Below are 20,264 nucleotides of genomic sequence, written 5' to 3'. Positions count from 1 at the left end.
GAGCCATTTAACCGGCTCCGGTCGGCTTACTACTGTTTTTGACCAGCAAGGAACTGCGCCGTTACCGCGACCACGCGCCTGCCCTGAAATTTTGCCGCGGCCATGGCCACATCGTCCGGCTTGAGCTGCCCGTTGTTGCTCGTGAACGATACACCGTAAGGATTCCCGGCTTGGAACTGTATGGGATCGATGTAGCCCGGCGCGACGATGATGGCGCCCCAGTGATAGAAGGTATTGTTGAGGGCGACGATCGTCGTTTCCTGCCCGCCGTGAGGCGTCGCGGTACTGGTAAACGAGGAGACGATCTTGTTCACCAATTGTCCTTGAGTCCACAAAGGTCCCGTCCTGTCGATGAACTGCTTGAGTTGAGCGGTAGGCAGTCCGTAGCGGGTCGGTGTCCCGAAAACAATGGCATCGGCCCACACCAGATCGTCCAGGCTCGCCTCCTCCACATCCCGAGCTTCCTGCCGGTGCTCGGCCCAAAGAGGGTTGGACGCAATGGCATCCTCGGGAGCGAGCTCCTGCACCCTCCTAAAACGCACTTCGGCGCCCGATTGCTCAGCCCCTTCCTCGATACCGCGCGCCAATCGGTAAGTGGTTCCGGTGGCGCTGTAGTAAATGACCGCGAGCTTGACAGCCATGTTTCCTCCTTGACTGTGGGGTATATCCCTTAGAAACGAGGCGGGCCGGAGAGTTTAAGGAACTTGTTTCAAAAAGGGTGAATAGGTCTAGCCACGAAACGCCCGCTCGAACTCCTCCCTGAGTTCGTACTCGCGGTCGTGGTAGATCGGCGAGAAATGGAACGGCACGGGAAACTTGACCCCGGCGCGCTGAGCCAGGCTGCCTGCTTGGCGGGCGGTCAGGTGGTATTTCTGCGCGGCGCGCTCGACGAGTTCTTCGCCGAAAACCGCTTCGATGAAGAACTGGTCGGCGCCCTTGGCCAGTTGAACGATGCGCTCGGCATTGGCGTCGTGATAGACGGCATCGGTCACGTAAGCAATTTTCTGTCCGGTCGAGATGTGGGCGATGGTTCCGGCCAGATAGTCCAGGCGGAACGTAATTTCGCCCCGTCCGCGCCGCCGGGCGGTGATCGGCGTATCGCCGGGCAATCCGTCGAGCACCGAGCGCTTGAAACTTTGAAGCCAGGGCCCTGGCTCGAGATCCAGATCGTCGAGGCGGTTCTTCCAGATATTGACGTGCAGCTTTTCCTGGAGCGCAAAAGCGAGACACGGGATCTTATGATCCAACAGGCCAAACCGGACGGTGTGGTTCTCCTCGTCGAGCAAAACGCCGTCCCTGATAGTCCATTCGTGCTCATTTTCGCGGCGAAATTCGGCCCGACAGCGGAAACGGGCGCTTCGCGCCTCGGTTTCGCTCAAGACCTCGGTCGCATCCAAGGTAAAATCGGTGTCGTAGTTTTCCACCAGATTCCAGGTATAACCCGCGAGCTTGGCTTCCACCTGGCCGAGAAAACCGGCCGGCCCGAACAACCGGATGCGGATTTCCCGCCCTAGGCACAGGCGCAGCAACCAATCGAAACCGAAGAAGTGATCCATGTGAGCATGGGAAACGAACACATCCCGAACCCTGAGGATTTTTCGCGTCGCCAGATTTCGCAAATCGCCCAGATCGAACAGCAGAGCACGCTTCTCGAACAGAAAATCGACATAAACCGCCGGATCGCCGAACACGTCGTTCACCAGCGCGGGATGAAACACCGGTTTCATGGAAGTCTCTCTGTTAAAGCTTTAAAGCCGGCTACGGTATGATGGGTTTGGGGCACGATATTAGACTCACCGGTTCGATCTTTCTCATCCATGTATCTCATCGAAAAAGGTTCGGAAGCCAGCTTCACCGTCAACCATTCGCGCTTCATCGGCTACGCCCTGCCCTGCGCCGACGAGTCGCAGCTGCGGTCGCGGCTGTACGAAATCGCATCGGCTCATCCGATGGCGCACCATCTCGCCTTCGCCTATCGGATCAAGACCGAGAACGGCATCATCGCCCATTTCAACGACGCCGGAGAGCCGAGCGGAACGGCCGGAAAGCCGATACTCGCGCATATGTCCGGCTTCGATCTCGTCAATGCGCTGGTCGCCGTCGTTCGTTATTTCGGCGGCATCAAGCTGGGAGCCGGCGGGTTGGTCCGCGCCTATGGCGGCACGGCCAAACTTGCCCTGGAGAAAGCCTCCCTCATGCCCTATGTTGAATATGCCGAACTCAAATTGAGGATCGATTATCCAAAACTTCAGCCGCTCGCTTATCATGTCGAGAAAGCCGGAGGAAAGATCGTCTCGCGCACATTCGGCGAAAAGATCGACGTGGTCGTGCGTTTGCCGGCTTCCGAAGCGCCTGCCATTGATCGGCAGTTTAATGATTCGTAATTTTCAGTGAGACAATGGCATTGTCACCCGACGCTCTGCTCGACCTTTTGGATGCACCGGACACCGTTATCGCCGTAGTAGGCGCGACGGACGACGAACGAAAATTCGGCCATGCCATCTATCGCGATCTGAAAGGCAAAGGATACAAAGCTTATGCGGTCAACCCGAATCGCGCGTCGGTGGATGGCGATCCCGCATATCCGGATCTTGCGCAACTTCCCAGCACACCGACCCTGGTCAATTTCGTCATACCGCCCGAGGCTACCTTGTCCGTCCTGAAGCAATGTCTCGAACTCGGTCTAAGGAACGTGTGGCTGCAACCCGGAGCGGAGAATGCCGAAGTCCTGAATTTCCTGGCCTCCAACGACTTCAGCTATCTGGCCAACACTTGCATCATGATCAAGAGCCACATCAAACGTTAAAGCCAGAAGGCTCTTACTTCATCTCGCCGAGTTTTCCGGAGTTACAGGATTAGCCCACGGTTCTTAGTAAATTTCCCTAGAGACTGGGAAACTGCCGTGTGTTAACAATGACTTTCCCGGTCGCGCCGGGAACATGGAACGAACTTTGGTGCAAAGGAGGCACGCCATGCGCTCGAAATTTCTAATCGGCTTACTTTTAGGCGCATTTATCTCATTGCTCGGCCTGAATCCGGCCCTTGCCGCGGACCGACCCATAGGGATCGCCGCCTACGTAAAGGCAGAATTCCAAAACGGCACCATGAAAGGCGATGTCATAGAGATCGTCAGAGAGGCGGCCGGACGGGAAGGGAACGATAACGGCCAATCGGGCGCCGGCAAGCGCCGGAATAACGAAAAAGGAATGTCCGGCACGGGCAAACGCAAGAATGGCGAACGCGGCACGCCGGAATCGGGCCAACGCCGAGGCACCGAGAGCGGAACCTCTGAACCGAGCCAACGCAAAACTCCCCAACGTCCGACGCCGGGTTCCGAGGAACCGTCGATGCCCGAAGAAATGCCCGAACCCGAAACCGGGAGCGGCGATTTCGAGTAAGCGCATCAGCCCTTGATTCCTGCCGCATTCCTTTCTCGTCCGAGAAAAGCGGCAACCGAGGGCTCCCCAATGACCGTGGAGTATAGGTATGGCCTGTGCCACGCCCGCTGATACGGCGATTTAGCCGTCCGAACATTTTTCACGGAGGAAAAAGCAATGTATTCCAAAATTTTGCTTTGTCTGCTTGCCGGCATAACTACGCAAACACTGAGTCCGGCTGCGGCCGCAGAACGATCCGGAGACAGCGCCGCATATTATGCGCAGTCGCAAACCGAAACCGGCCAAAGCGGAACAGGCGTTCGCGGGACGACCGGCGAAAGTAGCGGAGGCGGTCAACCCTATCCCGGCGGTACCGGGATGACCGGAACCGAAGGAAAAGGCAAGGCCGAAACGGAGGGTATGGAAAGCCATGTCAAGGAAGCGATGAAGCACGCAAAAGCCGCTGCCGACAGCGGCAAGAAGGGCGATGCCGCAGGCGTAGGCAAACACGCCGAAGCCGCAAAACCCCATGTCGAGGCCGCCATGCAGCAAAATCCCAATGAGCATCTGACCGCTGCGATGAAAAGTCTGGACAGCGCGATTCAGCACAGCCAAATGGGCCACGCCGATATGGCAGGGCAGGCCGCTGAGGAAGCGGTTACCCATCTCAAACAGGCCAAAAAATAGTTTTCATGCTGTCGCGACAAAACGGCAGACCGGATGGCATTCCATTCGTGGCTGCCGTTTTTCGTATTAACGATGGACTTGAAATTGACGTCGTGATATTTGTAACCCGCCCCATATTGGGGCATTCAAGAAGAACAACCCTTTAACGGAGAAATGGTTATGCGTGGAAAAATCTTGTCCGGATTACTCGCCGGCCTGTTCACATTGTCGCTAGGTTTCACCGCCGTTGCCGCCGAAGATCACAAAGGGGAAGCGATGAAGCATGCCCAAGCCGCCGTCGATAGCGGCAAACAGGGCGATGCCAAAGGTGTGGCCGAGCACGCGGAAGCCGCGAAAACTCACGCCACGGCGGCAAATCAAGCAAACCCCAATCCACACTTGGATGCGGCAATCAAAAGCCTGGACGGCGCGATCGAACACGGCAAGATGGGGCATGCCGATATAGCCGGAAAAGCGGCCGAAGAAGCGATGACCCATCTCAATGCCGTAAAACAGTAACAGCCACGCTTTCGTACTTTAAAGGAGCGGCAGCTATTTTCACTGCCGCTCCTTTTTTGCCCGATTGCTCCCGCCAACAACGCGGATTTTCTTTGATGATTCGACCTCTGATTCCAAGGTCGCTTTCGATAAAAAATTGGTTTTTGTAGGTTATTCGGCGGGTTACGCGGAGCCTGTCCTGAGCTTGTCGAAGGGCCTGTCCCGAGCGGAGCCGAGGGGCTAACCCGCCATCGATGGGTTTCGCTTCGCTCTACCCATCCTACGATGAATGTTCACTTGAATGTCGAATGGAATAAGCTCGACGTCTATTCATTCAGGCCGCTCAAAACCTCGTCGGATGTCAGTCGCCATTGGTCGCACTAAACTAAATTGCGAGAGCTCGATCCAAGCAAGATAGAAGACTCCGAGGCGGACACCGAACGATTATGAGTATTAACATCTGCCGTCACGGAACTGTTGATTGCCTCTCGTTAGCGATATTGTGGGTATTTAATATCGAAAAATCCTTCTTAGGCTCAAGGGATTCCTGAACGCTTCATCGGATGTTCATCCCGAAAATAGAAACCGAACCCCTTGCTTATTTTCACCCTATTCCTATTCGGCCCTGGAATGATGAAAGTTATCGATCCCGAAGATTTACGTTCTGGAGTCGCTGACTTAATCTAAGTCTCTTTAGACGGAAGGGGTGACTTTTCCGCGCTAGGAGTCTTATAACGGTTGACTAGCAAACAGAAGACCAGCAGTGCAAGACAATAAATTGACGACCAAATATACCCTGCGTGCTCGCATCAGAGAATTCAAGATTCCGCCCGTTCACGAAGGCTTGGTGTTGGGGCGCCGCGCTACCATAGGCTGCAAAGCCATCCGAAAATCCCTGGAGCTTTTAATGACTTATCCGTTCGCTCACCTCGAATTGGAGGACGAGGTCATCAGCGACATTCTGGTACGCGAAGCGGTTCTGCGGCGTGTCCCCAAGGAACAACTCATCGAATTCGTGCTCCAGCGAATCAAGCCCTTCATGGACGACACCGAAATTCTTCACCTCGATGTCGAAACGGAATTGCACCTAGAGGAAACGTTTTAGTGCAACCGACCATCCTGGACGCTTTGGCGGACGGGCTGATCAAAGTCACTGACGAAGAACGCCCCAGACTCGGCCCAACTTCTACGCCGGCCCTCTTCGCCGTCTTTTCCTCCGGAAACGACCGTTTTCTGGGCTTTGTAACCAGTGAAGAAATCGCCCAATCGCCTCACCGAATCTTTGCCGATCTACTCCCGAGAACGATACCGCCGGCCATCGGACGGGATACATCCATCGTCGCGGCGCTCGCTCTCATGGAACGGGAGAACCACTGGATCTTGCCGGTTACGGACGATAGCGGCGCCTTCGTCGGAGCGGTTACCCGTCCGCGTTTGCTCGAGTTGCTGCTCGATCACTATCAAAAGCTGTCGGCCGAACTCGAAGAGGAGCAGCGGCAGCTTCGCCTGTGGTCGACGCGACTCGGCGAACTGAATCAGGCGTCCCGCACGCTGATGGCTTTGATGGCCCATGTCGAAGGAGAGGAAAACATGGCGCAAAGCGGCATCAACGTGCTGGCGACTCTGCTGCGCGCACGGTACGGCGCCGTCGGGATTATTGACGAAAACGGAAAGCTGGACGGCTTTTTCGTCACCGGCGTCAGCCAGGAACAGATCGAACGAATCGGCCGCTGGCCGGAAGGGAAAGGACTGCTCGGCGTAGTGGTTCAAACAAACCAGTCGTTGCGGCTCGACGACCTGACCCGTGATCCGCGATCGGCGGGATTTCCGCCCGGCCATCCGCCGATGAAGAGCCTTCTCGCGGTGCCGATCGCCGACGATGGCAAGGTGTACGGCCGCGTTTATCTCTGTGACAAACTCAACGGGGAGCCCTTTTCCGAGGAGGACGAGGTTTTGGCCACCACTTTCGCGCATAGCCTGGCACTCGCTCTGATCCAGTCGCGCGAGCAAACGCAAAGGCGTAAAGCCGAGCAGGAAACCCGGCGGTTGCTGAATGAAAACCGCCAGCTGACCCGAAAATTGCTCAAGGCCCAGGAAGAGGAGCGCAAGAGAGTAGCGCGCGAACTGCACGACGAGCTTGGGCAATATTTGACTGCCATGCAGGCGGACCTCGCGATGATGTCCTCGCTCAGCGAACGAAGCCACCCGGAGATCCATCACAGCGCTCAAACCGTCGAAGCCTTGCTGATCCGCTTTCATGACACCGTCCGCAGCCTGATCGAGAATCTGCGTCCGCCCTTGCTCGATCAACTGGGACTGGCCGAAGCCCTCGAAGAATTAGTCAACGAATACCGATCGCATTATCGCGACATCAGTTGGAAACTGACCATCATCGGCGATCTCGGCGTCCTGGATGAAACGCTTAAGATTACGGTGTATCGAATCGTCCAGGAGTGCATGAATAACATCGGCAGGCATGCCCGGGCGACGCAAGCCGAAGTCATGGTCTGCGAGAGTATCGCGTGCCAGGGAGAATCGTGTCAGCGGCATTTTGGACCTGTGCCCGGCGAGTCGGTTTCCGTCCGCCTGTTGATCAAGGACAATGGCGTCGGTTTATCGTCCCGGGAAACGAAGCGGGGACTGGGATTGATGGGCGTCCGCGAACGGGTCGAGGCGCTTGGAGGACTCTTCAGCCTGGAGAGCCAGAGCGGACAGGGAACCTGCGTAGCGATCGAAATTCCTAGCCAAGCCAGACCATGATCTCCGTACTGCTAGTCGACGATCATCCGGTAGTGCGCAGCGGCTACCGGCGCCTATTGGAGCAAGCGCCCGATATCACCGTCCTGGCCGAAGCGGCAGACGGGGAAGATGCCTATCAGGCCTATCTGAAGCACCAGCCGGACATCGTCGTCATGGACGTGGCCCTTCCCGGCATCAGCGGACTCGAAGCAGCCCGCAAGATTCTGAAACGCGATTCCCGGGCGCGAATTCTGATGTTTTCCGCTTATGAAAGCGAAGTGCTCATCGAGCGCGCGCGGGAAACCGGCGTCCGGGGGTATATCGGCAAGCGGAGCGCGGCCAAATTGATCGTGGAAGCGACACGGATCGTCTTCAGCGGCGACTTTTTCTTCGACAAACATCTGAAACGAGCCGCGTCGACTCAATCGCAAAAGCCCGTAGAGCTCTTGACGCCGCGCGAATTCGAGGTTTTCCGCCATCTGGCCCAGGGTCGTTCCGTGGCGGAAATCGCCGAGCTCTTGCACACCAGCCCCAAGACCATCAGCGTGCATCAAACGCATCTCATGCGAAAACTCCGGCTTGCGAATGTCGTGCAACTCACCCATCTAGCCTTGCGCCACGGACTGATTACCCTTTAAAAAATAAGAATTTTCTTACTGCAACCGGCTTAAAATCACTTGATCGATTCACCGATCAAGGGTTTCTTACCATTTTCCGGGCATTTCATGATGGAATTCCTGCTGAAAAAAAAGAACTTCGGTGTATGGCTGGAGTCCTCTTTGGATGGCATGGCGATTACGGACATCAAGGGAAAAATCCTTTTTTCCAATCCCGCGCTGGAAAAACTTTTCGGCTATGCCCGCGAAGAACTGGCGGAACTCACGGTCGAAGACCTCATGCCGGAACGGTTTCGCGGGCGGCATCGAGAACAGCGTGCGGGTTACGCCGAACATCCCCGCTCCCGCCCCATGGGGGAAGGACTGGATCTTTTCGGCTTGCGCAAGGATGGAACCGAATTTCCAGCGGATATAAGCCTAATTCTCCTAGAGGCCGAGCAAGGTCGTTTCGTATTGGCTACGGTTCACGACATCAGTCGCCGCAAACTCGCCGAGAAAGCCTTGGCGAACCAGACGGTGCGCTTGCGCGCGATTCTCGAGACCGCCGTCGACGCCATCATCGTGATCGATGAGCGGGGGCTCATCGAGACCTTCAATCCCGCGGCCGAGCGCATGTTCGGGTACACCGAAGCGGAGGTGAAAGGTCAGAGCATTACTCTCCTGATGCCCTCCCCTTACCGCGACGAACACAACGCCTACATTGCCCGCTATCTCAGAACGGGGGAACGCCGGGTCATCGGCATCGGCCGCGAAGTCCTCGGGCTGCGTCGGGATGGATCCACTTTTCCCATCGAACTGACGGTCGCCGAAACCCCTCTGGGCAACCATCGCCTGTTCACCGGAATCATTCGCGATGTGACCGAACGCCGAAAAGCCCAGGAACAACAGGCTGCTCTCCTCGAACAGCTGACAGAAAAAAATGCGGAATTGGAGCGGTTCATTTACACCGCCTCGCACGATCTCAAGAGTCCCTTGATTACCATCCAGGGATTTTCAGGCATGCTGGAACAAAGCGCGACGCGGGGAGATTTCGAGCGTATGCGCGGAGACATCCGGCGGATCCGTGCGGCGGCGAGCCGAATGCAGACCTTGCTGGAAGATCTGCTGGAACTGTCCCGCATCGGCCGCGTCGCGAATCCGCCCGAAAAGGTCTCGATGCGCGCTCTCGTCCATGAGGCGGTCGAGCTTGTGAGGGACCGGCTTCCCGGGCGTAAACTGCGGACCGAGATCAGCCGCGGTCTGCCCGACGCGGTCGGCGATCCGAAGCGGATCTTCGAGGTGTGGCTCAACCTGATCGAAAACGCCGTCAAATTCATGGGTGACCAGGATGAACCCTTGATCGAGATCGGCGCGGAAGCAAGAGAAGGAGAAATCGTCTATTTTGTACGTGACAACGGTATCGGAATCGAGCCAAGCTACCATACGAAGATCTTCGGCCTGTTCGAGCGGCTCGATCCCAATACGGAGGGTACCGGAATCGGACTGGCGATCGTCAAGCGAATCGTCGAGGTGCACGGCGGAAGTCTCTGGGTAGACTCGGAAGGTCAAGGGCTGGGTTGCACGTTTTATTTTTCCCTGAGGGATCCAGCATGAAGGGAGAAGTCCTGAATATCCTGTTGGTCGAAGACAATCCGGATCATGCCGAACTGGTCATCCGCTGTTTTCAGGAACACCGCGTGGCGAACCGGATCTATCACGTCAGCCAGGGCGCGGAAGCCTTGGATTATCTGCTGCGACAGGGCGCGTATGCCGATCCGCAAACCAGCCCGAGGCCGCACGTCGTCCTGCTGGACCTCAACCTTCCCCGCATAAATGGCATTGAAGTCCTGGGTAGAATCAGGGCATCGCCGTCCATTGCTAATCTGCCGGTCGTCATTCTCACCACCTCACGAGCCGAGCAAGACATCGCCAGAGCTTACGGCCAGCATGCCAACAGCTATCTCGTCAAGCCCGTCGATTTCGAGAATTTCACCCGGATGATGGAAGATCTGGGCTTTTATTGGCTGGCCTGGAATCACTACCCCTGGTCCGACCGAACTGTTCATGAAACCTGAGCCATCCGCAGCTGCGCCGATAGCCGACACCATCCTTCACATCCTTTTGGCCGAGGATGATACTAGCCACGCCGAGCTCATACAGAGAGCATTCGAGGCTCAAGGCGAACCCGTTCGTCTGACGGTGGTACGCCATCTCCGCGAGGCGCGGGAGGCGCTTGCCGTCGCCCTACCGGATCTCGTGATCACCGATTTGCGGCTGCCCGACGGGAAAGGTACGGAGCTTTTGCCGCAGGAAGGCTCGAATACGTCTTATCCGGTCATCGTTATGACCTGCTACGGGAACGAGGCGATCGCAGTCGAGGCGATGAAGGCCGGGGCTCTGGATTATCTCGTCAAGTCCGAGGCCACCCTGTCCGCCATGCCGCATATCGTCAAGTGCACCTTGAGCAAATGGCATGAGATTATCGAGCGGAAGCGGGCTCAGGAAGCATTGCGCCAAGCTTACGCCGAACTGGAAACGCGGGTGCAGGAGCGCACCTCCGAACTGGTGCAAGCCAATGAAACCTTAAGGCGGGAGATCGTCCAGCGCGCGCGGGTGGAGCGGGCGCTGCGCGAAAGCAAGCAGCGATTCCGCGCCCTAGCCGAGACAGTGCCGGATATCGTCTTCACGGTTTGTCCGGATGGGCGGGTCGACTACACCAACCCGCGCTTTCATGAATTCACCGGACAGCCGTGCGACTCAGAAAAGGGCTTCAGCTGGATGCGGGCTCTGCATCCCGAAGAAGTGGAACCCGTCAATGAACGCCGAAAGCATTGCCTCCAGACCGGCGAACCTTACGAGATGAAGCATCGGCTCCGCCATCGAGACGGCGAGTACCGGTGGGTGATGTGTCGCGCCCAACCGATCCGCGACGAGGCCGACCACATCATCAAGTGGTTTGGCTCATGCTCGGATATCGACGATCTGATACAGGCCCAAACATCACTCCAAGAAGCCGACCACCGCAAGAACGAATTCTTGGCCATGCTGGCCCACGAACTGCGCAACCCCTTGGGCCCGATTCGAAATGCGGTGGAACTCCTGCGGCGGATCGGTCCGCAACATCCGCAACATCAATGGGCGGAGGATGTAATCGATCGGCAGACGGCCCATCTGGTCAGGTTGGTGGATGACCTTCTCGACGTTTCCCGCATCACGCGCGGCAAAGTGGAACTCAAAAAAGACACGATCGAGCTGAGCGATATCGTGGCCCGCGCCATCGAGGTCACGCGACCTCTCCTTGATGAACGGAAACACGCCTTCACCGTCACTCTCCCCTCCGCTCCCGTATACTTGGAGGGCGACAGCATCCGGCTGATCCAAGTCTTGGGCAATTTGCTGAACAATGCCGCCAAATACACGCCGAAAGGGGGCGCCCTCTGGCTCACCGCAAATCGGGACGGCTCCGACATCGAGCTTCGCGTGCGGGACACCGGTCTCGGCATACCGGCCGAGATACTGCCCCAGGTCTTCGATCTCTTCACCCAGGCCGAGCGCACGCTCGATCGATCCCAAGGCGGTCTCGGCATTGGTCTCACGATCGTCCGCCGCTTAGTGGAATTGCACGGAGGAAACGTGTGCGTCTCCAGTCCCGGTCCCGGCCAAGGCAGCGAATTTGTGGTCCGCTTGCCCGTGCTGCCGGAACTCTCACCTACCGACACGCTGCCCAAAAAGCCCATACGCTTGTAGGGACTCCCGCTTCCCGTATCCCTCTCTGGTCGGTGTCAGAGAGCCCGATAGGTAGGTCGGCAATCCCTTCCCAATCGCAAACGGTCGCTTTAGTCGCGACCCTTCCAATCGCGGCCTGCCCGTTTCAACAAGGTCCGAGCCGCGACCAAAAAGAAAACCGGCAGACGGCTCCGTCGAGCTCATCTGCCGGCTTCGGGAAAATCGCCGGGAGTCTTTAAAAAAGCTAAAGCACCCCGGCCGAAAGGCTAAAGTCGATTACGCCGCATTACTGCTGCGCCGGCTGCTGTTGGTCGGAGCTGCTGTCGGACGGAGATGCGCCGGAACCGGAAGGCACATGCTCGCCATGCCCGCCATGCCCACCACGGCTGACGCCGCCGCCGCTCTGGCCGGGACCCGCACCGCCGCCGCCCGCTGCCGCGCTCGCGCCTTGGCGCTGGCGCAAGCCGATCGCGCCGCCGGACGCCTTGGCGATGTTCGCTTCGGTCAAGCCGCCCAAGGTCATGGCCGAATCGACCACGATGGTGGTGACGTCGGTGATGTCCATACGGTCGGCTAGTGAACTGGTTACCACGGCCTTGACCGGACCGCGACCCGGCGCCGGATTGTTCGGAGTGGCGGTCAGCACGATGGGATACGCAGTGCCCGCGGGGACGGTAATCGAGTACTGGTTCGAGGTGCTCGTAACCTCCGTCGTCGTCACTAACTGACCGTTCTTGTCCCGCACTTCGATCTTGGCATCCGTAACAGGACCGTGTTGATCCTGAACGTTCCCGCTGATTTTCGCTTCAGACATGGCCGGCGCAGAAGAACTGCCGCCGGGACCGGCATCGCAGCCGGCCAATAGCCCAGCCACGGCGATAGAGAAGGCGCAAAAACCATTTCTCAGAACAGAAAAGCGAGTCTTATCGAATTGTTGATTGGTCATACTCTGTAAACCGACTGTTTAGTTTAAGTGGGTTCTAACTGTCCGCGTATTGAAACATCGGCGTGATAGCGCGGGGTTTATAGCATATAAGTTCTTTTTCTGTACATATTTCGGCCGCTTGACGAAAATCCGCGAAATTGCCTACGGCGGCCAAGGCGTTTGCTGGATCGGTTCACCCCAAAAGGCGGCATGAAAATCCATCATCTCCAACCCGATCAGGCCTTGACAAGCCTTCATACTCAACCCGAAGGGCTAAGTGAAACCGAAGCGGCCCGCCGGCTCCGTGAATATGGTGCCAACCGGCTTACGGAGTTCGAGCGGGAATCCGTCGCACTACGCTTCGCCAGGCAGTTCACTCACTTTTTCGCCCTGCTCCTCTGGCTTGCCGCGGCATTGGCGTTTTTCGGGGATTGGAAAGCGCCGGGGGAAGGCATGGAAACTCTGGGTTTCGCCATTATCGGCGTGATCCTCGTCAACGGGCTGTTTTCGTTCTGGCAGGAATACCGGGCCGAAAGAGCCATCGCCGCGCTGCAAAAGCTCCTGCCGCTGCAAATCAAGGTGATGCGCGAAGGCAGCGTGCGCCTTGCGGATGCTTCGGACATCGTGCCGGGCGATGTGATCCTGCTGCAGGAAGGCGACAACATACCCGCCGACTCCCGGGTTCTGGAGGCTTTTGCCCTGAGGGTGAACAACGCCACGGTAACCGGCGAAGCCTTACCCCAAGCCAGAGACGCGCAGCCCTCGGCGACGGACGAGCTCATTCACGCTCGCAATGTCCTGCTGGCGGGTACCGCCGTCGTCTCCGGCGAAGGACGGGCGGTGGTCTTCCACACCGGCATGCACACCGAATTCGGCAAGATCGCCCACCTCACTCAAACGGCTGGCGAACCCGTTTCCCCTCTCCAAAACGAAATCCTCCGCCTGAGCCGGATCGTCGGCATGCTCGCCGTCTCATTGGGCATCGTCTTTTTTTTCATCGGGCGAGCGGTCGGGCTGTCGTTTTGGCAGGATTTCATCTTCGCCATCGGCATCATCGTCGCAAATGTTCCGGAAGGCCTGCTGCCCACGGTTACCCTCTCCCTCGCCATGGCCACGCAGCGCATGGCCAAACGCAATGCCTTGGTACGCCATCTGCCTTCGGTCGAAACACTGGGCTCGGCTACCGTCATCTGCACGGACAAGACCGGCACCCTGACGCAAAACCGCATGGCGGCGAGACAAATCTTCTTCGGCAATGAGATTCGGCATCCGGAAGATATCGACGAACAACTCGCGGCGACATACCCGAGACTTTGGGAGTGCGCGCGCAACTGCCAGAACCTGAAGGAAACGAGCCGCGACGGAAAGCGGGAGCTACTCGGCGATCCCATGGAGATCGCGCTGGTGCGGATGGCGGAACGGTTCCTGAACGATACCGCCGCCTATCCGAAAATCGACGAGATCCCTTTCGATACGGACCGGAAGCGCCTTTCGATTTTGAGCCGCACGCCGGAGGGGAACCGGCTGTATGCCAAAGGCGCCCTGGAAACCGTGCTGCCGCTGTGCTCCGATGTTCAGATCGGCGAAGAAATCGTGCCGCTGACCGAGGAAATGCGCCGCCGGTTTGTCTATGCCCAAGAAACCATGGCGGAACGCGGGCTTCGCATTCTCGCCTTCGCCGATCGCGAAGTCCCCGGGACATACGAGCGCGAGCGGCTGGAAGAGCGGCTGACACTGACCGGCCTGGTGGGACTGGAAGATCCGCCCCGCCCAGAAGTACCGTCCGCCATCGAAAAATGCCTTCAGGCAGGCATCAAGGTCATCATGGTCACCGGCGATCACCCTCACACCGCCAAGGCGATCGCCCGGGAAATCGGTCTGCTCCGCGGCAATCACCCCCACGTGATCACCGGCGACGAATTGCGGCGGCTCTCCAACACGCAGCTACAGCTCGCGCTCGACAAAGAAGAAGTCATCTTCGCCCGGCTCGGCGCCGACCAGAAGATACGCATCGTCGACGCCCTGAAACGCAAACGGCACGTAGTGGCGGTGACCGGCGACGGAGTCAACGACGCCCCGGCGCTCAAGACCGCCGACATCGGCATCGCCATGGGCATTGCCGGAACCGACGTAGCCAAGGAATCCGCCGACATGATTCTCCTGGACGACAATTTCGCGAGCATCGTCAGCGCGATAGAGGAAGGGCGGGCGGTATTCGGCAATATCCGCAAGTTCATGTCCTACATACTCACGTCCAACATTCCCGAACTCGTGCCTTACCTCGCTTTCGCCCTATTCAGCATTCCGCTGCCCCTGACCATCATCCAGATTCTGGCGGTCGACCTCGGCACCGATATGGTGCCGGCCCTGGGACTCGGAGCGGACCGCCCGGACCCCGTCTGCATGAAAAAGCCGCCCCGATCGGCCAGGGAAAAACTGCTCACCTGGCCGTTGCTCACGCGCGCCTACCTGTTCCTCGGAGTTCTCGAAGCCCTCGCAGCCATGGCGGCTTTTTTCTACGTGCTCCATGGAGCCGGCTGGCAGTACGGCCAAACCTTGGCCCGAGACAACCCGATTTATCTCCGAGCCACCACGGCCTGTCTGTCGGCCATCATCGTCATGCAGGTGATGAACGTCTTTCTGTGCAAACATTCGGACCGCCCCCTGTTCCGCTCTCCCCTTTTCAACAACCGATTAATCCTGGTCGGCATTCTGCTGGAAATCGCCTTGATCCTGTTCATCGATTACACGCCTTGGGGCAACGACGTCTTCGGCACAGCGCCCATAGAGCTCGACGTCTGGCTGTTTACCCTGCCGTTTGCATTGGGAATGCTATTGATGGAGGAAATGCGGAAGGGACTGGCGAGTTTAATGGCGGCGCCCTAAACCGGTGGCAGAATCGTACATCGTTTCGAAAGCGCGCGGGTTAGGCATCGATCTTATTCCATTCGGCATTCGAGTGAACATTCATCGTAGGGTGGGTTAGCGAAGCGTAACCCACCGATTCGAGGTCGCTCGGTGGGTTACGGCCTCGCGGCCTAACCCACCATCGATGGGTTTCGCTTCGCTCTACCCATCCTACAAAATGAATGCCTTATTGAAAGCGATTTGGAATTAACCCACCAAACAGCCGCGGTCTCTGCGGCTCTGCGGAACGAAATGCCGATTGCCCGGTAAGTCAGAAATTCTTTCGTTGCCGTGAAGCGGTTTTTGCTCTACTGACTCTTTCGGAGCGATAGATGAAACGCATGCCCATAATGAATGCGCCGAGAACGATCAACAGTACGGCAAACGGTATCGCCAAGGCGGTCTGACTCATGACCACGGCGGCCCCGATCAGAATCAGCACCAAAGGCTTCACTTCGTAAAACATCTTAACTCCTCGTCAACTCTTCTATGGCCGCACGGATCACGCGGGTTCGTTCGGCGCCTCGCGAGAAGTCCCGGTCGGCCGAAACTGGCCGACCGGGACCCACATGTAAACTGAGCCGTCGTTAAGAATAGCCGCAAGCCGATATTTTTATTGCCGCCTGCCCGATAACGAGTTCGTAAGATGCACTGAGTGCCCGAAACGCATTGATCGCGAACGATGCGGTTCGTCCCTCACCGCATCCTACCTTTTGGTATACCTGATAACGTCCACCCTACCTTTTTCTTCCCGTCAAAGACCCCAGCACGCCCCTAAGAAGCTGCCGGCCGAGTTCGCTGCCTATGCTTCGGGCGGCGCTTTTGGCGAAGGCCTCCATCGCGGTTTGCCGTTGTTTGCCCTTACCGCGCGACGGAGTGCCCAGAATGCTCCCGAGCGTATCGAAAATGCCTCCGGCTGCCGAACCGGAAGCAGGACGACCGGCTTCTTCGGTCCTTTGCTGGAGATCCTCGGCGGCACGCGCTTTGAGCATTTCGTAGGCCGACTCCCGGTCCACGGCTTTTTCGTAATGGCCCGCGATGGGCGACTCGCCGATGAGTTGCTTTCGTTGAGCGGCATCGATGGGGCCGATCTTGCTTTGAGGCGGCAGGATGAAGGCCCGCTCGACGATATGCGGACGGCCTTTTTCGTCGAGTAATGAAACCAAGGCTTCGCCGACGCCCAACTCGGTAATGACGGTCTTCTCGTCCAGGTCCGGATTGTCGCGCATGGTTTCGGCCGCCGAACGAACCGCTTTCTGATCCCGCGGCGTAAAGGCCCGAAGCGCGTGCTGGATGCGATTGCCGAGCTGTCCCAAAACCTTGTCCGGAACGTCCAGAGGATTTTGCGTCACGAAATAAACGCCCACGCCCTTGGAGCGGATCAGGCGCACGACTTGCTCGATCTTGTCCAGCAAAATCTCCGGAGCGTCGTCGAATAGCAGATGCGCCTCGTCGAAGAAAAACACCAGCTTGGGTTTGTCGCGATCCCCCACTTCCGGCAGATGCTCGAACAGTTCGGACAACAGCCAGAGCAGAAAGGCTGCATAGACTTTCGGTGCCTGCATGAGCTTGTCGGCGGCCATGATATTGATTACGCCCTGCCCGTCCGGCGCGGTTTGCATCAGATCGTCGATGTTCAGGGAGGGCTCGCCGAACAGCCGGTCTCCGCCCTGGCTTTCCAAGGCCATCAAACCGCGCTGGATGGCGCCGATGCTGGCGGCGGAGACGTTGCCGTACGAGGTGGTGAATTGGCCCGCATTTTCGCCCACGAACTGAAGCATCGCGCGCAAGTCCTTCAGATCGAGCAGCAGCATTCCGCTGTCGTCCGCGATCTTGAAAACCAGGTGGAGCACGCCCTCCTGGGTTTCGTTCAGGTTGAGCATGCGCGAGAGCAGCAAGGGCCCCATCTCGGAAATGGTCGCCCGAGCGGGATGTCCCTGTTCGCCGAAAACATCCCAAAAGGTCACCGGAAATCCGGCGAATTCATGACCCTGGATGGCGAGCAACGATAGCCGCTCGGCCATCTTCGGGCTGGCCACGCCCGGCTGGCTCAAACCGGACAAATCGCCTTTGATGTCCGATAAAAACACCGGCACGCCGATGCGGCTGAAACGCTCCGCCAGAACTTGCAACGTAACGGTCTTGCCGGTGCCGGTCGCTCCGCTGATCAGGCCGTGGCGGTTGGCCATGGACGGCAGCAGTGAAAGCGAATCCCGGCCTTTGGCGATTAACAATGCGTCGGTCATGAGTGGTCTCCGGCAAATGAAGTGATCCGTTAATAGTAATCGGCAACTAGCCGGTTGACCGGAAAAAGTCCGTACCCGGCGCGGGACAATGCTGTTGAACTAAGCCGTCATACCGGCAGGGAGTGCCGGTATCCAGTCGACAAGGACGTTACTCCGCAAGTCGTCCCGAACGTCTGGGTTCCGGCATTCCCTGCCGGAACGACGAGCCTGAGCCTTAACTCAAAACAGTATCGGCCGGCGGGAGCGGCCGAGCAAACTCAACCATCAATAATGACCGGATGATTGGCGAGCTCGTCGCCGTGCAGATCCGGTCCCGCGAAGTGCTTTTCCAAATGAGAGCCCACGGCTTGAACCCCGGCCACGATACCCGCTTCGAAGTCGCCTTTCCGAAAAGCCGCTTCCATCTCATGGCAGATACGCTCCCAAGCTTCCGCTCCGACCAGCCGGTCGATACCGCGATCGGCGACGATCTCCACGTCCCTATCCGCGAGCAGCAGATAAATCAAAACGCCGTTGTTCCGTTCCGTATCCCAGATGCGGAGATCGGAAAACACTTCCAAGGCCCTTTCCCTCGGCGTCTCCCGCCGCAGCAATCTCCGCCAATCGAGCGAAATTTCCACGGCGACGCGGATTTCTCCGCCGTGCTTCGTCTCGCTTTCACGGATCTCCTCGGCGATGGCTTTAAGCGCGTGGCGCGGCAGGACCCGCCGAAGCCGCCAGGGTCCGTAACACAGATGCTTTAGGATACGACCGAAATGCTTGAACATCACCAGCGCCCCGAAGCTCCGCCGCCGCTGAAACCGCCGCCGCCCCCTCGGAAACCGCCACCTCCGGAGGAGCCGCCGAATCCACCGGGCCCGCCGTACCAGCCGCCCGGCCCTACCCGACCCATGCCTCCGAACACCGTCATGAACACGAAGAAGCCGACGAAAAGCGAAAACAGGATCGGCAGACCGAAAAAGGCGACCAGCAGTCCGGCGCCCGCGCCGGCAATGAGCCCGCCGAGAAAGGGGCCGAACAGAAACCGGAGTATCCGCCCACCGAAGATGCCGCCCAGAATCGAAAGCCCGAAAACGCCGCCCAGATCCTCATCCGGAACTCTTTCGCCATCGGCTGGCGCGGGCAGAGGCTCCCCGCGAATCAGGGCGAAAAGGCTATCGATGCCTTCGGACAGGCCGCCGTAGAAATCGCCTTGTTTGAAAAACGGGAGCATCACGTCTTCCACGATCCGGTTGGCGACGGCATCGGGGATCACGCCCTCGAGCCCGCGCCCCACTTCAATCCTAACGGTACGGTCCTGCTTGGCCAGGAGGATCAGGACGCCGTCGTCGATCCCCTTGCGGCCTAGCTTCCAGGCATCCGCCACCCGTATGGAATATTGCTCGATGGTCTCGGGCTCGGTGGTGGGCACCAGCAAGATCGCGATTTGGCTGCCCTTTTCAGCCTCGAAGGCTGACAGCCGGCTTTCGAGTCCCGCCTTTTCGTCCGGCTTCAAGGTCCCGGTCAGATCGGTCACTCGCGCCTGAAGCGGCGGCACCGCAACCTCGGCCCTAGCCTCGGACCCGACAAACGCCAGAAGGACGGCAAGAATCCAAACCGGAAGCATGTTCGGCATCGATATCGACGTTCGCCTACCGGGCCGGAGCGGGGGCCGGAGCGGGGGCCGGGGCCGGCGTGCCGAAATCGACCGTGGGCGGCCGAGAGATTTCGCGTTCGTTTTCCACCGTGAAATTCGGCTTGACCTCCATGCCGAAAATCCGCGCGGTAATGTTGGTGGGGAAGGAGCGGACCGTGACGTTATAGTCCTGAACCGCCGCGATGTAGCGATTGCGCGCCACGGTGATGCGGTTCTCCGTACCTTCCAGCTGCGCCTGCAGATCGCGGAACAAACTGTCTGCCTTGAGCTGCGGATAGTTCTCCGCCACCGCCATCAATCGCGACAAAGCGCCGGACAATTCGCCCTGAGCCGCCTGGAACTGGGAGAAGGCCTGCGGATCGTTCAACAGTTCCGGCGTGGCCTGAACGGACCCGACCCTGGAACGCGCCTCGGTCACCTGGGTCAACACCTCCCGTTCGTGTCCGGCGTAACCCTTCACCACGTTGACCAAATTGGGCACCAGGTCCGCCCGGCGCTGATATTGGTTTACGACCTCCGACCAGCTCGCCTTGATCTGCTCGTCTTGCTGCTGCAGGGTGTTGTATCCGCATCCGCTCAGCAAGAGCACGTGTAATAAGACCAAGCCCGCGATCAATGTGCGCATGTTTTTCTCCCGAAAAGGCTGTCGGACGATGTCCGGAAAACGAATCCATAAAGTGTGCTACGTACAACAGGCATAAGACAATCTGTCAAAAGGCTTATTCGGAGTATCCCGTTCAGGAGTCCCGGCAACTCGTGTTTGTTCCGAAGTACGGATTCGTAGGATGGGTTAGGCGCGCATCGCACCGAGTCCGCAAAGTTCCTTCGGTGTTTCCGCGCGCCGTAACCCACCGGGGGGGGCGTGGACCACACCTTTTGGTGGGTTACGGCGCGCTCGCGGCACAGTGACTAATACCAAATCTGTCGCTATGCGCGCCTAACCCACCC

At 58.3% G+C, this 20,264-nt stretch carries 20 protein-coding genes; 12 read left to right on the top strand and 8 right to left on the bottom strand.

What is annotated here, in order from left to right; all coding sequences use genetic code 11:
* Window positions 1-29: 29 nt before the first annotated feature.
* A complete protein-coding gene (gene wrbA, locus ACR2TX_RS11470) occupies window positions 30-641 on the bottom strand; it encodes an NAD(P)H:quinone oxidoreductase (RefSeq protein ID WP_077727900.1) in 612 nt (203 codons plus the stop codon).
* 87 nt (window positions 642-728) lie between these two features.
* A complete protein-coding gene (locus ACR2TX_RS11465) occupies window positions 729-1,727 on the bottom strand; it encodes a ribonuclease Z (RefSeq protein ID WP_077727899.1) in 999 nt (332 codons plus the stop codon).
* 90 nt (window positions 1,728-1,817) lie between these two features.
* Here ACR2TX_RS11465 and ACR2TX_RS11460 point away from each other — a divergent pair, with 90 nt between their 5' ends.
* The 11 genes from ACR2TX_RS11460 to ACR2TX_RS11410 all read left to right on the top strand — a co-directional run bounded on the left by ACR2TX_RS11460 (window position 1,818) and on the right by ACR2TX_RS11410 (window position 11,623).
* Window positions 1,818-2,384: an IMPACT family protein gene (locus ACR2TX_RS11460; protein WP_347257401.1), complete on the top strand. Its 567-nt coding sequence runs from the start codon at window positions 1,818-1,820 to the stop codon at window positions 2,382-2,384.
* A gap of 14 nt (window positions 2,385-2,398) precedes the next feature.
* The gene (locus tag ACR2TX_RS11455; protein ID WP_434132201.1) at window positions 2,399-2,806 is read left to right on the top strand and encodes a CoA-binding protein; all 408 of its coding nucleotides are present in this window, start codon (window positions 2,399-2,401) and stop codon (window positions 2,804-2,806) included.
* A gap of 166 nt (window positions 2,807-2,972) precedes the next feature.
* Window positions 2,973-3,398: a hypothetical protein gene (locus ACR2TX_RS11450; protein WP_077727896.1), complete on the top strand. Its 426-nt coding sequence runs from the start codon at window positions 2,973-2,975 to the stop codon at window positions 3,396-3,398.
* A gap of 156 nt (window positions 3,399-3,554) precedes the next feature.
* Window positions 3,555-4,064 carry a small metal-binding protein SmbP gene (smbP, locus tag ACR2TX_RS11445; protein ID WP_077727895.1) on the top strand — a complete coding sequence of 170 codons (510 nt, stop codon included), beginning with the start codon at window positions 3,555-3,557 and terminating at the stop codon, window positions 4,062-4,064.
* A gap of 159 nt (window positions 4,065-4,223) precedes the next feature.
* The gene (gene smbP / locus ACR2TX_RS11440; RefSeq protein ID WP_240506766.1) at window positions 4,224-4,562 is read left to right on the top strand and encodes a small metal-binding protein SmbP; all 339 of its coding nucleotides are present in this window, start codon (window positions 4,224-4,226) and stop codon (window positions 4,560-4,562) included.
* A 742-nt stretch (window positions 4,563-5,304) separates the two neighbouring features.
* Window positions 5,305-5,646, top strand: a complete 342-nt coding sequence (locus ACR2TX_RS11435; protein WP_240502350.1) for a hypothetical protein — start codon at window positions 5,305-5,307, stop codon at window positions 5,644-5,646.
* Complete coding sequence (locus ACR2TX_RS11430; protein ID WP_086133063.1) at window positions 5,646-7,301, top strand: GAF domain-containing protein; 1,656 nt, start codon at window positions 5,646-5,648, stop codon at window positions 7,299-7,301. Before ACR2TX_RS11435 ends, ACR2TX_RS11430 begins: the two co-directional genes overlap by 1 nt.
* Complete coding sequence (locus tag ACR2TX_RS11425) at window positions 7,298-7,918, top strand: response regulator (protein ID WP_434132198.1); 621 nt, start codon at window positions 7,298-7,300, stop codon at window positions 7,916-7,918. Before ACR2TX_RS11430 ends, ACR2TX_RS11425 begins: the two co-directional genes overlap by 4 nt.
* Before the next feature lie 87 nt (window positions 7,919-8,005).
* Window positions 8,006-9,490, top strand: a complete 1,485-nt coding sequence (locus ACR2TX_RS11420) for a PAS domain S-box protein (RefSeq protein ID WP_434132196.1) — start codon at window positions 8,006-8,008, stop codon at window positions 9,488-9,490.
* Window positions 9,487-9,951, top strand: a complete 465-nt coding sequence (locus tag ACR2TX_RS11415; RefSeq protein ID WP_086133062.1) for a response regulator — start codon at window positions 9,487-9,489, stop codon at window positions 9,949-9,951. The genes ACR2TX_RS11420 and ACR2TX_RS11415 overlap by 4 nt, the downstream gene beginning before the upstream one ends.
* The gene (locus tag ACR2TX_RS11410) at window positions 9,941-11,623 is read left to right on the top strand and encodes an ATP-binding protein (RefSeq protein ID WP_434132193.1); all 1,683 of its coding nucleotides are present in this window, start codon (window positions 9,941-9,943) and stop codon (window positions 11,621-11,623) included. Before ACR2TX_RS11415 ends, ACR2TX_RS11410 begins: the two co-directional genes overlap by 11 nt.
* Window positions 11,624-11,888: 265 nt before the next feature.
* Here the strand turns inward: ACR2TX_RS11410 and ACR2TX_RS11405 are convergent, their stop codons facing one another.
* A complete protein-coding gene (locus ACR2TX_RS11405) occupies window positions 11,889-12,548 on the bottom strand; it encodes a hypothetical protein (RefSeq protein WP_205780626.1) in 660 nt (219 codons plus the stop codon).
* Window positions 12,549-12,737: 189 nt separating this feature from the next.
* On the opposite strand from ACR2TX_RS11405, the gene ACR2TX_RS11400 reads away from it, so the two are divergent.
* The gene (locus ACR2TX_RS11400) at window positions 12,738-15,413 is read left to right on the top strand and encodes a cation-translocating P-type ATPase (RefSeq protein ID WP_434132191.1); all 2,676 of its coding nucleotides are present in this window, start codon (window positions 12,738-12,740) and stop codon (window positions 15,411-15,413) included.
* Between the two features lie 292 nt (window positions 15,414-15,705).
* On the opposite strand, the gene ACR2TX_RS11395 is transcribed toward ACR2TX_RS11400, so the two are convergent.
* The 5 genes from ACR2TX_RS11395 to ACR2TX_RS11375 form a co-directional block, all read right to left on the bottom strand.
* A complete protein-coding gene (locus ACR2TX_RS11395) occupies window positions 15,706-15,900 on the bottom strand; it encodes a hypothetical protein (protein WP_077727889.1) in 195 nt (64 codons plus the stop codon).
* Between the two features lie 271 nt (window positions 15,901-16,171).
* The gene (locus ACR2TX_RS11390; protein WP_077727888.1) at window positions 16,172-17,680 is read right to left on the bottom strand and encodes a helicase HerA-like C-terminal domain-containing protein; all 1,509 of its coding nucleotides are present in this window, start codon (window positions 17,678-17,680) and stop codon (window positions 16,172-16,174) included.
* A gap of 257 nt (window positions 17,681-17,937) precedes the next feature.
* Window positions 17,938-18,447, bottom strand: a complete 510-nt coding sequence (locus ACR2TX_RS11385; protein ID WP_077727887.1) for a TPM domain-containing protein — start codon at window positions 18,445-18,447, stop codon at window positions 17,938-17,940.
* Entirely contained in the window at window positions 18,447-19,286 is an 840-nt protein-coding gene (locus tag ACR2TX_RS11380) for a TPM domain-containing protein (protein ID WP_205780625.1), read from the bottom strand. The genes ACR2TX_RS11385 and ACR2TX_RS11380 overlap by 1 nt, the downstream gene beginning before the upstream one ends.
* A gap of 25 nt (window positions 19,287-19,311) precedes the next feature.
* Entirely contained in the window at window positions 19,312-19,941 is a 630-nt protein-coding gene (locus ACR2TX_RS11375; RefSeq protein ID WP_077727885.1) for a LemA family protein, read from the bottom strand.
* Window positions 19,942-20,264: the final 323 nt, after the last annotated feature.

It is taken from the genome of Methylocaldum sp. GT1BB, from assembly GCF_051027545.1.
Classification (GTDB): Bacteria; Pseudomonadota; Gammaproteobacteria; order Methylococcales; family Methylococcaceae; genus Methylocaldum.
This window is presented reverse-complemented; position numbering and strand designations above follow the sequence as displayed.

What these genes read in the sequence shown, in the direction of transcription:
- smbP (WP_240506766.1), top strand. Translation starts at nt 4,224, where the DNA reads ATGCGTGGAAAAATCTTGTCCGGATTACTCGCCGGCCTGTTCACATTG.
- ACR2TX_RS11390 (WP_077727888.1), bottom strand. Translation starts at nt 17,680, where the DNA reads ATGACCGACGCATTGTTAATCGCCAAAGGCCGGGATTCGCTTTCACTG.
- ACR2TX_RS11405 (WP_205780626.1), bottom strand. Translation starts at nt 12,548, where the DNA reads ATGACCAATCAACAATTCGATAAGACTCGCTTTTCTGTTCTGAGAAAT.
- ACR2TX_RS11400 (WP_434132191.1), top strand. Translation starts at nt 12,738, where the DNA reads ATGAAAATCCATCATCTCCAACCCGATCAGGCCTTGACAAGCCTTCAT.
- ACR2TX_RS11410 (WP_434132193.1), top strand. Translation starts at nt 9,941, where the DNA reads ATGAAACCTGAGCCATCCGCAGCTGCGCCGATAGCCGACACCATCCTT.
- ACR2TX_RS11420 (WP_434132196.1), top strand. Translation starts at nt 8,006, where the DNA reads ATGATGGAATTCCTGCTGAAAAAAAAGAACTTCGGTGTATGGCTGGAG.
- wrbA (WP_077727900.1), bottom strand. Translation starts at nt 641, where the DNA reads ATGGCTGTCAAGCTCGCGGTCATTTACTACAGCGCCACCGGAACCACT.
- ACR2TX_RS11455 (WP_434132201.1), top strand. Translation starts at nt 2,399, where the DNA reads ATGGCATTGTCACCCGACGCTCTGCTCGACCTTTTGGATGCACCGGAC.
- ACR2TX_RS11395 (WP_077727889.1), bottom strand. Translation starts at nt 15,900, where the DNA reads ATGTTTTACGAAGTGAAGCCTTTGGTGCTGATTCTGATCGGGGCCGCC.
- ACR2TX_RS11460 (WP_347257401.1), top strand. Translation starts at nt 1,818, where the DNA reads ATGTATCTCATCGAAAAAGGTTCGGAAGCCAGCTTCACCGTCAACCAT.
- ACR2TX_RS11375 (WP_077727885.1), bottom strand. Translation starts at nt 19,941, where the DNA reads ATGCGCACATTGATCGCGGGCTTGGTCTTATTACACGTGCTCTTGCTG.
- smbP (WP_077727895.1), top strand. Translation starts at nt 3,555, where the DNA reads ATGTATTCCAAAATTTTGCTTTGTCTGCTTGCCGGCATAACTACGCAA.
- ACR2TX_RS11465 (WP_077727899.1), bottom strand. Translation starts at nt 1,727, where the DNA reads ATGAAACCGGTGTTTCATCCCGCGCTGGTGAACGACGTGTTCGGCGAT.
- ACR2TX_RS11415 (WP_086133062.1), top strand. Translation starts at nt 9,487, where the DNA reads ATGAAGGGAGAAGTCCTGAATATCCTGTTGGTCGAAGACAATCCGGAT.
- ACR2TX_RS11380 (WP_205780625.1), bottom strand. Translation starts at nt 19,286, where the DNA reads ATGCTTCCGGTTTGGATTCTTGCCGTCCTTCTGGCGTTTGTCGGGTCC.
- ACR2TX_RS11425 (WP_434132198.1), top strand. Translation starts at nt 7,298, where the DNA reads ATGATCTCCGTACTGCTAGTCGACGATCATCCGGTAGTGCGCAGCGGC.
- ACR2TX_RS11385 (WP_077727887.1), bottom strand. Translation starts at nt 18,447, where the DNA reads ATGTTCAAGCATTTCGGTCGTATCCTAAAGCATCTGTGTTACGGACCC.
- ACR2TX_RS11450 (WP_077727896.1), top strand. Translation starts at nt 2,973, where the DNA reads ATGCGCTCGAAATTTCTAATCGGCTTACTTTTAGGCGCATTTATCTCA.